The 13,670-nt window shown below is 38.8% G+C and carries 9 protein-coding genes; 2 read left to right on the forward strand and 7 right to left on the reverse strand.

Going from position 1 to position 13,670, the window contains the following annotated elements:
- Nucleotides 1–68: 68 nt before the first annotated feature.
- The 5 genes from VB797_RS04230 to VB797_RS04250 all read right to left on the reverse strand — a co-directional run bounded on the left by VB797_RS04230 (nucleotide 69) and on the right by VB797_RS04250 (nucleotide 6,944).
- On the reverse strand, nucleotides 69–2,225 hold the full coding sequence (locus VB797_RS04230) for a GumC family protein (RefSeq protein WP_323236392.1): 2,157 nt from the start codon (nucleotides 2,223–2,225) through the stop codon (nucleotides 69–71).
- Between the two features lie 63 nt (nucleotides 2,226–2,288).
- On the reverse strand, nucleotides 2,289–3,614 hold the full coding sequence (locus tag VB797_RS04235; RefSeq protein ID WP_323236393.1) for a polysaccharide biosynthesis/export family protein: 1,326 nt from the start codon (nucleotides 3,612–3,614) through the stop codon (nucleotides 2,289–2,291).
- 191 nt (nucleotides 3,615–3,805) lie between these two features.
- Nucleotides 3,806–4,519 (reverse strand): cyanoexosortase B system-associated protein, encoded by a 714-nt coding sequence (locus VB797_RS04240; RefSeq protein ID WP_323236394.1) that lies wholly within the window; start codon nucleotides 4,517–4,519, stop codon nucleotides 3,806–3,808.
- 109 nt (nucleotides 4,520–4,628) lie between these two features.
- A complete protein-coding gene (gene crtB / locus VB797_RS04245) occupies nucleotides 4,629–5,525 on the reverse strand; it encodes a cyanoexosortase B (protein WP_323236395.1) in 897 nt (298 codons plus the stop codon).
- Between the two features lie 252 nt (nucleotides 5,526–5,777).
- Nucleotides 5,778–6,944, reverse strand: a complete 1,167-nt coding sequence (locus tag VB797_RS04250) for a DegT/DnrJ/EryC1/StrS family aminotransferase (protein ID WP_323236396.1) — start codon at nucleotides 6,942–6,944, stop codon at nucleotides 5,778–5,780.
- 802 nt (nucleotides 6,945–7,746) lie between these two features.
- Between VB797_RS04250 and VB797_RS04255 the strand changes: the two genes are divergently transcribed.
- Complete coding sequence (locus tag VB797_RS04255) at nucleotides 7,747–9,282, forward strand: GAF domain-containing sensor histidine kinase (protein WP_323236397.1); 1,536 nt, start codon at nucleotides 7,747–7,749, stop codon at nucleotides 9,280–9,282.
- Nucleotides 9,283–9,514: 232 nt separating this feature from the next.
- Nucleotides 9,515–10,951, forward strand: a complete 1,437-nt coding sequence (locus tag VB797_RS04260) for an IctB family putative bicarbonate transporter (protein ID WP_323236398.1) — start codon at nucleotides 9,515–9,517, stop codon at nucleotides 10,949–10,951.
- A 146-nt stretch (nucleotides 10,952–11,097) separates the two neighbouring features.
- On the opposite strand, the gene VB797_RS04265 is transcribed toward VB797_RS04260, so the two are convergent.
- Both VB797_RS04265 and VB797_RS04270 read right to left on the reverse strand, forming a co-directional pair.
- Nucleotides 11,098–11,748, reverse strand: a complete 651-nt coding sequence (locus VB797_RS04265; RefSeq protein ID WP_323236399.1) for a response regulator transcription factor — start codon at nucleotides 11,746–11,748, stop codon at nucleotides 11,098–11,100.
- Nucleotides 11,749–12,234: 486 nt separating this feature from the next.
- Nucleotides 12,235–13,569, reverse strand: coding sequence for a Rieske 2Fe-2S domain-containing protein (locus VB797_RS04270; protein WP_323236400.1), 1,335 nt, complete (start codon nucleotides 13,567–13,569; stop codon nucleotides 12,235–12,237).
- Between the last annotated feature and the right edge of the window lie 101 nt (nucleotides 13,570–13,670).

Here is a 13,670-nt window from a genome sequence, read left to right on the forward strand (position 1 = left end):
CTCCCCATCTCCCCATCTCCCCATCTCCCCATCTCCCCATCTCCCCATCTCCCTATCCCCCCATCTCCTTAATTCCGATGCACTCCTGTTGAATACTCTTCTGGATGTATAATTTCTGATTCTTCAATGTATATTGGTTCTTCAAAGGTGAGATTTATATCGGCACCATTGATCACTACTCCTAATAAGCCCATGTCAGATTCTACTAATTCATCAACGGCTTCACCTAGTATATTTTCTTGGGTGTAATTTGGTCGAGTTACTACAATCATCCCGTCGCTATAAGGATGAATTAGTAAAGCGTCGTTTGATAAACCCAATGGCGTTGTATCTAAAATGACTAAATCAAACCTTTCCCTAGAATCTTCCATTAGCCGCCGTAGTTCGCTTGACTCTAGGACTGCGGCTGATTGGCGCAATGGCCCGGGGCTTGGTACTATGTACAAATTCTCTACATCTGGAACCATGCGAATGCATTCACTATTGGCATAATAGCGCAGGGGTTCAATACTAGCATTGGAATCGGGATTTACTTTTAACGATTCACAACGAGATGGCGATCGCAGATCTGTTTCAATAATTAAAGTGCGTTTCCCGGCACGAGCGGAAGCAATACCTAAGTTATAAGCGCTTGTTGTTTTACCTTCTAAACTACCAGTACTGGTAATTAACACTACTTTTACTGTTTTACCGCCGATGCGACGCAAATTAGAACGGAATTTTTCTAAAAACTCCATGTAAGGAGAATCGGCAGAAAGTACTACCGGCACAAGTTCTTGGTCGGTACCTTCAATGGGCATTATAGGTAATTCTGCCAGTAGCAAAACTTCTCGCTGCTTGAGAGCCTTGCGAATATCTTCTTTTGTTTTGAAGGTACCTTCTAGGGAACCTAACAAGAAGATTACACCACCACCAATTAACAGCCCCAAGAAACCACCTATGCCTAAAGTTATAGGTATACTTTTAGCTTTTGATTCCTGCGGTATAACTACTGGTGGTTGAGCAATAGCTAAAGTACTTACGGTTTCTGCTTCTGCGGTTTTGGCATCGACTAGTTTTGCCTGCATTTGGTCGTAGACGGCTTTTTTTAACCCGACCTGCTGGATTAATCGCGATCGCTCTAACTGCTTGTTGGGTATAAGAGCATAATCTCGCTGTAGTTTGGCTTGTTCTTGTGTTAAATCAATTGCTTGCCTTTGTAAGGTTTCTCGCTGAGTTTGTAAAGCAACAAGTTGATTTGCTAACTGCTGTCTGGCTGGGTCTAAATTGCTTTGAGCGCGAACACCGGAAACATTCGGTAAAGGAGCAGTAACACCACCACCACCAACTACTTCATTTGCACGTTCTTGCAGCAGTTTTTCGTAAGCATCTTTTTGACGCTGCAACTGAATCATGGTCGGATGATCGGGACGTAGGTCTTTTCTGAGAACCTCCATCTGCGATTCAACTTGATAAAGTTGGCTGCGTAAATTAGCAATAATTGGGTCTGCGCTCAAGGCTGAGGAGGTATATGCTTGTTGAGCGCTTAATCCTAACCTTTGTTGCAAGCTACGAATTTGAGCATCAATACCTGAAACGGTCAGTTTGATTTGCCTTTGCTGATTCTGACTACCCGTAATAGCGTTGAGCAAGCTACCATCTTCAGCAGCTAAAATTGCCGGACGCTCGATGCGATCGTATTGTTCGAGCTTTTTTTCAGCCTCTTGTAATTCTTTACTTACAAAAGGTAATCTTTCCTCAATTTTGTCGATAATTGCTTTTAATCGTCCAGTATTAATCTCGGCGCTTAATTTCACCATTTCTTGCATTAAACCAAGCACTGTTTGTTGCGCTCTTCTACCGTCGGTATCTTGGTATTTAATCCCGATAATTTCGCTAGCTAGTTGTCCATTTTCTCCAGGTTCAGGTACACTAACTGCAACATTTTGAGCAATGTTTTTTGGTTTAACATTAATTTTTTCTGCTACAGATTCAATAACTTTGTCTTGTAGCAAAACTTCTTTTGATAATGCCAAACCTTTTTGCTGAATTTCACTACCAGTTGCGGAAAAACTAACTGGTGGACGGGTATAGGCTAAAGCTCCGGTGACTGTAAATTTAGCGGCTGGTTCTGGCTGTACGGCTAATATGGTTGACCCCGCGACAACTAAACCAAAACTCGCTAATCCAATCCATTTATATTTATCGAAAGCAATTAGATAGCGCTTAACAATCGGTGGAGTCATGGCATTAGGTACAAACAGAATTGACGGTAGACGCGAACTATATCAGTTGATTTATATTGATATTTAAAAACCGAAAGTGTCAAAAAAGTTAACAAAGGACTGAATATCAAAGAAAGGTCTAGTAACATTTGAAAGAACGTTGGTAATTTTACCAATCAAATTCCGACCGACAATAATAACATCGTTGTCTTGTAACGGCACATTTTGAGAAGCATCTCCTCTAAGTGCTTTTTTTCCGCTGAGTTTCTGAGTAATCGCTCTACCTTGTTCCGTGTCAAAGCGGACTAAAGCAATTTCATTTAAATCGGCGCGATCAATACTTACACTTCCTAAAGCGTCAATAAAGCTACTACCACTAGGTAAATTTTGGGTAATTATTGCGCCATTTGCGTAATTTAGTACGCGAACTCTAATTACGGGCTGTGCTAAAGATGAACGCGCAACTATATTACGGTCGTAACCGTCATCCATCCCAACTTCGCGACGCGGAATGATGACTGAATCACCATCCTGCAAGCGTAAAGTCGGGAAGTTTCCGCCATTTAGCAATGGAGTGTACAGGTCAATATTTTGCGAGACGATTGAACCATCTATGAGTTTGCGACGTACTTGGATTTCTCGTAAATCCGCCAATTGCGTTGAACCTCCAGCTATCCGCAGCACATCAAGAACCCCTGGTGTTGGAGTCGTTACAGGATAAACTCCCGGTCTAATGATTTCTCCGGCAATATTTACTTGAACCAATCGCGGTGCTATCAAGGAAACTGTGACTACAGGGTCTACTTGTTGAATGCGTTCTAAACTCAAACGAATTTTTTCTTGTGCTTCTTCTAAAGTTAAACCCTGTACCGAAACTTTTCCCAGTCGCGGAACTGCGATATTACCTTCTAGATCGACTCGTGTCTGAAAGTTTAAAGGAGGACGCTGTGCGGCCAATGATACGGTAACGCTGGGTTCCACTACAAAACGATTCAACCCAGCGCGAATCCTTGCTTGTGCTTGTTCTAAAGTTAAACCTTGCAGCGATACAGTTCCTACCAAAGGTACTACAACAGTTCCCTGTCGATTAATCGATGCTTGAAAGCTTAAATCTGGAAAACGCTGCACTATCACAGTTATTCCATCTCCCTCTCCCAAACGGTAAGCTCCCTGGGGTGATTCTACGAATATGGCGATCGCATCACCCGCTCCCAAAAGATATCGAGTAAATACAGGTGAAACCTCTTCACCGTCGTTTGCAGGAGAGGGGGCTAAAAATTCCGATTCGCTTGGAGGAGCGGGGATTGGTTCAATGGAGTTGTTTTTCTGAGCAAAAACAGGTTGGGAAGCTGTGATTAAAAATATACCTACTTGAACACTAGCGACGCAAAAGGCGTTGAATGAACGCATATAACTTAATCAAATTCTAAATATCTGTGCAAACAGGCTGATTGAAAATTGAAAAATTGAAAAATTAAAATACTTAAAAAAACATTTTTTTATATTATATTCTTTGCAGGAAAATTATACTCATAGTAGCAAAATTACTGTTAATCTTTTCAATATATTGACGTTAAAATAGACAAATATCTAAAGATTAATCAAGAATTAAAATCAAATAATTTAGTTTGCACCGTTTGAGCAATAGACTTTACTTGCGGCCAGGTTATTTCTACTTCCCCTAAAGGCTCCATTGGCATAAATAAACTAACAGCAACCCACGGAACGCGCTGCTTGTGCCACTGTGCTGACTGGTCTGCCCAAAACCAGTTTAAAGGCGAAAAATCTCCGCTATTAGGCATAGCGTACCATTGCAGAACTGCGAAAGTTTGACTTTTGGTAAATGCACGGAAAAATTTTGCTTTCACCTTAGTTTCACCTTTCATTTGTGGTTGTTTAACCGTAAATTGCGCTTCCCTTCCTTGAGCAACCTGCCATTCTCCCCACTGCATTTTTCCCCAACTCTCAATTTCAGTCCACTCTACTTGAGGCTGGTCTTTGGGTCCATTTTGAGGTAACAACAACAATATAGCCGTTTGCGGGGAATTGTCTTTTTCCATAATTTGCAAAGACCATTTACCCGAACCCAATTTTTGCTCCTGCTGTTGAGTAATTTTCCAACCAGGTAAGATTAAACCTGTTTTACGCAACTGCTTGAGTTCTTTAAGATTGGTAATGGGTGGTGGCTGTTTCCATTGCCAATTACCTTGGAGATATCCTGGTAATGCCCCTATCCCCAGTAGCAGCAATAATAGAATTAAGGCTGCTATCTGTAAAAACTGGCGCTCTTTAAAAAATCGGGAAAGCGAAATCATTAGTCAAGTATTACCTACAAATGACAGAATTGTACTTTTTATACCGTAATTTTGAGTACAGTAATTTCAACAGTACTTTACTTATTCTAGGGTATTGACAACAGAGATTTTACTGAATTACATCTTCTGCATTTATCTGTGAATCTTCCGAAAAATAGGTATCGATCCAATTGATGACTGGTATTAACGTTAGTAGCATACAAGCGGAATACACGTCTCCACCCCAACTGTCGTGCAGCCAATGAAAAGCACCATCTTGTCCGGTAGCATGGAAGAAGGTCAGTAAAGTATTGCGAATTATATTTGCGGTAACGCTGATAATTCCTGCCATTGATAAAAACCAAATGGTTTTGCGTCGGGAAGATAAAGTTTCTGTCCAGTAAAGCAGGATTAAGCCTACATACATAGTAGTAAACAGCATTTTTAATCCCGCACAGTAAGGTGCGACTTCAACAATACGTCCCCTTGCGTATATGTTAATTCCATCTACAACTATAGGTAGACCAAACTGATTGAGTATAAAGCCAGCAGTACCAGCAATAAAGCTTTGCAAAGGTAAAGTGAAGGGTGCAATTAGGTATGGTAATGAGTTGGGAGTTGCCAGCAAAATTAATAGTAAAGGGAAACCCTGTAATTTAAAACCTGCAATTCCTTTTAACCATAAGCATAATCCAGCTAATATGATGGGGAAAGAAAGGTTTACCCATTCACTAACACCACTAAGATAAAAAACTCCTCCTAATGCTAATAATATTCCACCCAAAAGATTAGTTATATTCGGTAATCGTTGCCATTGTTTACGGTTCATCCAAATTAGATAAGCCGCAAATGGTAAACCGATAATGCCGTGACTAAAATATTCGTGTTCTATACTAATATTCTTGTTTATCCAGCCGTCGTACCAATAATAGATTAAAGGAGCATAAAGCAATACCAGGATACCTAATATCGCAAAATCAAAGAATCGTGGTGGAATTGAATATCTTGATTGGCGCTGAGTTAACATAATGTCCGTGTTAAATTATCAAATAAAATAAAAATAATGCCCTGTGTTAATCTATTTTTGATTTTAAATTTTAAAAATGGATTTTATGATGTCCGTACTAAATGACGAATAACATTTATCAAAAGATTCCATCAAGCGGAAACCATTTTGTTTTAAATTCAAATTTGCAACTGCAAAATCTAAAATTATTGGAAAGTTTGGCGGAAGAATATCTACCTCCCAACTTTCCGCAAAATCTAAAATTAGCTTTTATTAAATATGAAGCAATTTATCTTGTTTCTCACTTACTGCTGATGCAATAATTGCCGCGACTTCTTTAACTTGGCTGCTGGTCAAGCCGGGATACATTGGTAAGGATAATATTTGTTTGGCTAACTTTTCGGAATAGGGAAAGTCTCCCATTTCATAGCCTAAATCGCTAAAAGCTGGCTGGAGATGGCACGGAATCGGGTAATGAATTCCTGTTTGAATTCCCACATCAGCAAGTTTTTCTTGAATTTGTTCTCTTTCCAGAGGACATTCATCCTGCACTTTGACTACATAGAGGTGATAAACGTGTCCGTCACCGCTTTGATTCTGCATGGGAGTAATTCCCAAAGATTTTAAAGGTGCTAGTTGGCGATCGTACTCCTGGGCTATTTTCAAACGGTTGGCATTCCACTTTTTCAAATGAGGTAGTTTTTGATTTAGTACTGCTGCTTGTAAAGTGTCCAAACGGCTATTAGTACCTGATTCTACATGAACATATTTTTGAGATGCCCCATAATTCCGCAAACGCACCATTTTTTGGGCTACTTCCCGATCCGAAGTCACTAACATTCCACCATCACCAAATGCACCCAAATTCTTACTAGGATAAAAACTGTAAGCTGCTGCTATTCCTAGAGAACCTGCTCGATATCCATCTCTTTGAGCCAAATGTGCCTGTGCTGCATCTTCAAAAATCAGTAAATTGTGTCTTTCGGCAAAATCTAATAATTCTTGAGGAGATACCATTTGACCGTACAAATGCACCGGAACAATTGCCTTAGTTTGTGATGTTACCGCTTTTTTTGCTGCTTCTAAATCTATTAAAGCAGTGTTTGGGTCGCAATCGACAAAAACTGGTTTTGCACCGGCACGTAATACTCCAATTAAAGTTGCCACAAATGTATTTGCAGGCAGAATTACCTCCGAACCAGCACCGATGTTACAAGCCTGTAAACCAAGAGCGATCGCGTCGGTTCCACAAGCAACCCCAACTCCATATTCTGCACCGCTTGCAAAAGCAAATGCCGCTTCAAAATCGCTCAATGCTTGACCTAAAATAAAATCTCCCCGCTCTAATACATCTTCAATTGCTTGCCGCATTTCTTTTTCAATCGATTGATGCTGTAATTTTAGGTCTACAAAGGGAATTCTCACACTTTTGTTATTCATCTAATCCACAACCTCTTTAAAAAAATATTAAAACTTTTTTTCAACTGCCTGATCTATTTATGACTAAATACTGACAAATCAGCAAACAAAAATTATGAAGTATTTGTAAAATTTACATGAAAATAATTCTATCTTAAGCTGCATTCAATATTTAAGTTTCGCTTGCCTATTTTTTATCAAATCTTGTCTTATCTTTCCGATCTTTGATTAGTTTATGCTCTGCTAAAAAATTAAAATATTCGTTACAATCCAATATCTAAACACAATATTAAATCAGATGCTTTCGACTTATAGATTGACTTTAGTTAAGGCAAGCATTAGACAATTATTTTAATTTTGTTTAATGTCGGAACATTTATACTTAAATGCAGATTCATAAATATTTATAGCTAGCAAATCTACTTAAAATATTTAAATAGCTATAAGTTAAAATTGTAATTATAACTTTTATATGATTAACATTCATAGCTTTTATCAAGCTAACGACAACAGTGTATTTACGATTATAAAAAAAATCTACGATGAAAATTAAGTAGACTCACGGTAATTATTTAATATGCCTATTTTGGTAATTATTTAATCTAGATTAAATTAGAAAATAACCTAATTTTATACGTAAAGCCACTGCTTAGAGCTTCGATGAGAGATGCTCGCAGATCGGACAAATTTCCCGCTGAGTAAAAAAAATTTTCTAAACCTGTTTGTCTGAGGTGAATTTGGGGAATGCTTAAGAATAGTAAAGACCTAGAAACAGCGGTTACATGAAATACAGTTTCCAAGAAATACTAAGGTAGCAGTGGTAATGTTAGAGCCTCAAAATAAAATGTTTGTCCCCAAAGATGGTTGGGCAACCCCTGAAAATAAAGACCAGCAACGCCTTCAAGCTTTATTGAAGCTAGGTTTGCGGCAGCCAGAAACAATTCCGGTTTTTGAAGAAGCCACTCAAACTGCTGCTCACTTTATCGAAGCACCTATTTCGATTCTGGGATTTGTGGATAACGAATGTCATTGGTTCAAATCAGCAGTAGGTTTGTCCCGGTTGGGACTCATGAATCAATTAGCACAAACTCGTCAACTATCACGTCAAGAATCTTTCTGCTCCCAGGTAGTTGAAAGTTCGCAGATGTTAGTTATTAACGATACCCGTAAGTACGATAAACCGGAATTAGTATCCAGTAAGCTAGTGCAGGATTACGGGATTCGGGCATATTTAGGAGTGCCACTGATTGATGCAGAAGGGCATTGTTTAGGTGCGTTGGCAGTAATGGATTTAATTCCACGCAATTTCACAACGCGGGATATCGAGTTTTTGCAAATTATTGCTCGTTGGAGCATGAGTGAATTTGAACGCAACAGATTACTGCAAGCACCTCCAGCTAGAAGTAATTCTTCTAGAAATCACAAACTTGAATCCAATACTTCAGAAATCAAAATCACTGCTCCAGCTTTTCAAGACTCGGTTTTTACCAGTCAATTAAAATTGCAGCTTTTAGGACAGTTAACTCAGGAATTACGTACCCCCTTAACATCAGTCTTGGGTATGGCTAGTGTTTTAGGACGGGAAATTTACGGACCTTTGACGACTAAGCAAAGAGAATATCTAGAGATTATTCAACATAGCGGTAGATATTTGCTTTCCTTGGTTAATGAGATTTCTGAGTTGGGAGCAATGGATGATACAAATACCGAACTAAATCTGGCTCCCGTGGACATTGAAATGCTTTGTCAGCAAGCTATCAATACTTTAGAAGAAGCAGCAGCCCGTCGCGAGCAAGATATTCGTCTATCCATAGAACCCGGACGAAATCGTATTTTACCGTTAGACAAAGATAAAGTACGGCAAATTTTGTATCACCTAATTTTTAGCGTGATTCAGCTTTCTGCAACAGGTAGCGTTGTGAGAATTCATGTTTCCTATAAAGAAGATGCGCTCAACCTGACCATTTGGGTTTCTCATCCTTGGTTAGGAGAAGGAATAACCGAAGTAGACCCCTATTTCCGTCTTTCTGAGATATCTTCGATGGAACTTGCATCGGATATTGCTTCAGCTTTCACAAATCCAGGGAGCCAAGAAAAACTCATCAGTTTGCCTCGCAGCAATAAACCCACATCGCAAAGTATTTCTTCGGGTCAAACTGCTATTGATTTATCCCAAGTTGAAAATGAATCACAATCTGGTGGTGTGTCTCGCGAAACCTTGGGTTTATTGCTTAGCTGTCAGTTAGCGGAGTTGCATGGAGGAGAAATAACAATTCAAGGTTCGTCGGAATCAGGATACCGTTACGTGCTTTGTTTGCCGATAGATGTAGGTAATGCTCAGACAATGCCAGATGTATAATTCATTTTTAACTAGTAACGAAAGCGAAAACTTGCGGATTATGGGTAATTTGTAATGAGTGATGGGTAAGCGGTAATAGTTAAACACAAAACTGTTACCCCATCAGCAATAAAGCAGAAAATTAACCATTAATTTCTCAAATGCAATCTACACTGTTACCTTTTTCGGACTAAGCACATTATTATTAGTCCAGGTTTTCGCTCGATGCTAATTAAAATTAGGCTTTCCTTGTATGGATTTCTTCTGGCAACAATTAACTTTATCTTCCCTTCCCCTTAAACAATATATTACTTCTAGCTACCTGCACCGTCTTGTGGTGGGGCTTTTAAGCGAATGGCGGCAAACTAGTATTTTACTGAAATGGGGTGACGCGATCGCAGTTGTGCTATTAAGCCTTATATATATTCTGGCTCCTTTTGTTTCTAACGGATTAATTGGTTTACTGCTTGCAGCTTGTGTCGGATTTTGGTTGTTGTTAACTTTAGCAGATGAACCCGCATCTGCTTCTAACGCTACGGGGATTACACCGATACATTTACTGATTTTCCTCTACTGGGGAATTGCAACTGTCGCAACATCATTATCACCAGTTAAAAAAGCCGCATTTACAGGCTGGACAAAGCTAACTTTATATTTACTCTTGTTTGCTCTTTGTGCGAGGTTGCTTAAATCGGCTCGGATTCGTTCTTGGATTATTGCCGTTTATTTACATATATCTTTAATTGTCAGCGTCAACGGATTACGACAGTGGTTTTTTGGTGCGGAAGCATTGGCCACCTGGGTAGATCCGGAATCATCTTTATCTAAAACTACAAGGGTCTACAGCTATTTGGGTAATCCCAATTTACTTGCTGCATATCTTCTGCCTGCGATAATTTTGAGTTTCATTGCCATTTTTGCATGGCGCACCTGGTTTACTAAAGCTTTAGCACTCACCATGTTTATTGTGAATGGTGCTTGTTTAATTCTGACTTTTAGTCGCGGTGGTTGGATTGGTTTAGTAGTATCATTTTTAGTATTACTAATATTACTAGTGTATTGGTGGAGTATTGATATGCCTCCCTTCTGGCGTACTTGGTCGCTGCCAATTCTGGTCGGAAGTTTAGCAACGGTATTTGTGATTGCAGTATTATTTGTCCCCCCTGTGCGAGAAAGATTTTTAAGTATTTTTGCTGGTAGAGGTGATAGCAGCAATAACTTCCGCATTAACGTTTGGACGGCTGTGATTGAAATGATTAAAGACCGTCCAGTTATCGGCATTGGTCCGGGTAACAGTGCATTTAATAAAGTTTATCCCCTTTATCAACGTCCTAATTTTACAGCTTTGAGCGCTTATTCAATTTTTCTAGAAATTGCCGTTGAAACTGGTTTAATCGGTTTTGTCTGTTTCATGTGGCTGCTAATCGTGACGTTTAATTCTGGTTTATTGCAGCTACGACGTTTGAGACTGCAACGAAATGTCCAAGGGTTATGGTTAATTGGAGGAATTGCGGCTTTAGCGGGTATGCTCGGTCATGGTGTCGTTGATACTGTATGGTATCGTCCCCAGATCAATACTTTGTGGTGGTTAATGGTTGGTTTAGTTGCTAGCTATTGGAAACCTTTACCTAAAAATCAACCAAATCACTTTAATTCATCTTCTCCTCAAGCAACCGCAACGGAATTTTAGATTTTAGATTTTAGATTTTGGATTATATGCGTAGGACACACTACAAAGACCGGATTTCGGTTTGAAGATTCAAAATGTAAAAAGGTGTAAGCACCTGAATTGATTCGTTAAACCAATCTAAAATCCAAAATCTAAAATCTAAAATCCTACTCGACCAAATGATGCTCCATTGCAAAACGTACTAATTCCGCTCGATTACTAGTATCGGTTTTTCTTAACAAGCTACTTACGTATTTTTCCACGGTTCGAGGACTCAGATGAAGGCGATCGCCAATCTCAGCGTTAGAAAGCCCATGAGTCAAAATTTCCAAAACTTCCTGTTCTCTAGTGGTTAAAGATTCACGGTCGGAAAAATCTGTTTTAGTTCTAGAATCGGCTTTTTTGAGTTTTTTTTGCAACGATAACTGATATTCAGATTGAATAATTCTACTTCGTTCTAAAAGATTGCCGATTGCAGCTGCTAACTCTTCAAGTTCAAAAGGTTTTGGTAAATACAAATCGCACCCGGATTGATAACCCAAAATTCTTTCCTGTGTCTGGGTTCTTGCTGTTAACAATATCACGGGTAACAAACGAAACTGAGCTTTTTGTCGCACCTGACGTACCAACTCGTAACCATTCATTCGTGGCATAATTATATCCGTGACAATCAGATCTGGATGGTGCTTATCCACCATAATCAAACCTTCTTGACCATCATTAGCTGTCATTACTTTGTAGCCAGATAGCTCTAGATAGTCGCTAATAGATAGACGAGTACCAAGGTCATCATCTACCACAATAATTTTAAAGGGCATAGACCTTACACCCCACAAGTATTTTTAAATTTATTTCTTGACTTAGGTGAGTACTATCGATCAAATATTACCTCCGCGAGCAGTACTCTTAAGTTTCATACTATGACAGCATCACCTCACGGTCACTTTCTCAAGACTGAATTTCTTAAGAAAATATTAAATCATTAGAATGAATTTTATATTAAGAAATATTACTATTTTTAGAGAAGATGTTAATTAAACTGTGCCATGCGATAAATATAGTTAGGAATGTATGATTTTTTTTACGTATTTGTTCATAATTTAACACTTAGAAATGCGGATTAAATAACGTGCATTTATTTGGGTGGTGTTAGCGCAGCGTAACGCACCATCCCAAGTGAAATCAAAATAGCAAGTTATTAAATGTTCATTCCCTAGTTAAGTATGTCAGAGTTTTAAGATATGTTCTGCAAGAATTTTCTTTATCTAAAAAATACATTTGTTCTTAAGTATCTATACTTATTTTTAATATTTCTCTGGATGTAAGTAATCCTGAAATAAAAATCGAGGAATTAGCCAGAATTTGAGCCAAGCAAAAGCTGCTAAGCTTAAGAATCCTGTCAGTATTAAAGGTAGACCAAGTTTAATTCTCAATGCATCGGGAAGAGTTGCCACGATTGAAAGAATAATGGCAAAATATGCAACGAAAAATACTTGTAAACGCTGTGAATTTTTCAGTGCTTTTCTACAGCTATCGCAATTTTGAGTATGTTGTGTGTAACGGTCGAGTAATACTTGACGGTTATCATTTATTCTTAATATTGAACTTTGTGGAACTTCGATTCCGACTTTGTTCCAAGGTAGATTTCCTTGAGAATATTTATCAAACCAATTACGAAATTCAATGATTAAACGGTCTGCACTAGTTGGTAATTTATAAGCGGTTTTCCAACTTTCTACCGATTGTCTTTGTTGAAGAAAATGCTCTTGCTGATGCAGAAGAATCATATCACCGTCAAGGACTTGATTGCGAATTTTTATATGGCTCCACCAACGGGGTATGAAGCGATTGAGATTTGCAGCAAAGTTACGAGTAAATTGAGCGACAATTCTTGATTTACCTGGGTAAGTTGGGATGCAGTAGGTGACAAGTCCGAGTTGCTTTCCTTCGTTACCTATACGGATTGTATATTCTAAGCGGCAAGGGGGTTCAAAAGTAATAGTGGTATTAAATTTACCCGAAGAAGTTGCTTCAATTAAATTTTCTGTTGATTTGATAATATTCAACAATATGGGGGAACCTTGTTGGCGATCGCCTTGTACTCCATGATGAGTAAAAGGAACATGACTGGGATCTGCGACATTTTCTACAAGGGTTTGCCAATCATATTCTAAATCGCGGACGTAAGAAGACCAAACAAAGCCTTTGCTAGCATCGACTTGAGGTGAAAGAGGTAGTGGGGTATCGTTCGCTAGCTGTGGTGAATTTGTATCCAGCCAAACCCATAATAAATCATTCTCTTGGCGTACTGGGAATGTAGCTGCACAAAGATTTTTTTGATTTTTGGTAATAAGTGGATTCTCGGCTTGGGGAATGCGAGTACAAATTCCTTGATCGTCAAATTCCCAGCCATGATAGCTACACATTAAATTACCAGTTTTTTCATCAACCCTTCCCTCGCTTAATGGTGCAAGACGATGGGGACATTTATCTAAGAATACTCGGTAATCGGATGATTTCGGCTTCCAAATCACTAACCGTAGTCCTAGAACAGTAACTGCGGTTGGTTTTTGGGGGTCGATATCTTCAACGGGTGAAACTGGATACCAATGCTGAAAAAAGTTAAATTCTGATGGCATTTTTAAAGCAGGCAACGGGCAGCCAGCGGTAAAATTAGATATCTACACAAAAAAATACATTACCTCAAAGTTAATCCAGGCAACATTAAAATTCGTATTTC

The organism is Rivularia sp. UHCC 0363, assembly GCF_034931125.1.
In the GTDB taxonomy this organism is placed as follows: domain Bacteria; phylum Cyanobacteriota; class Cyanobacteriia; order Cyanobacteriales; family Nostocaceae; genus Rivularia.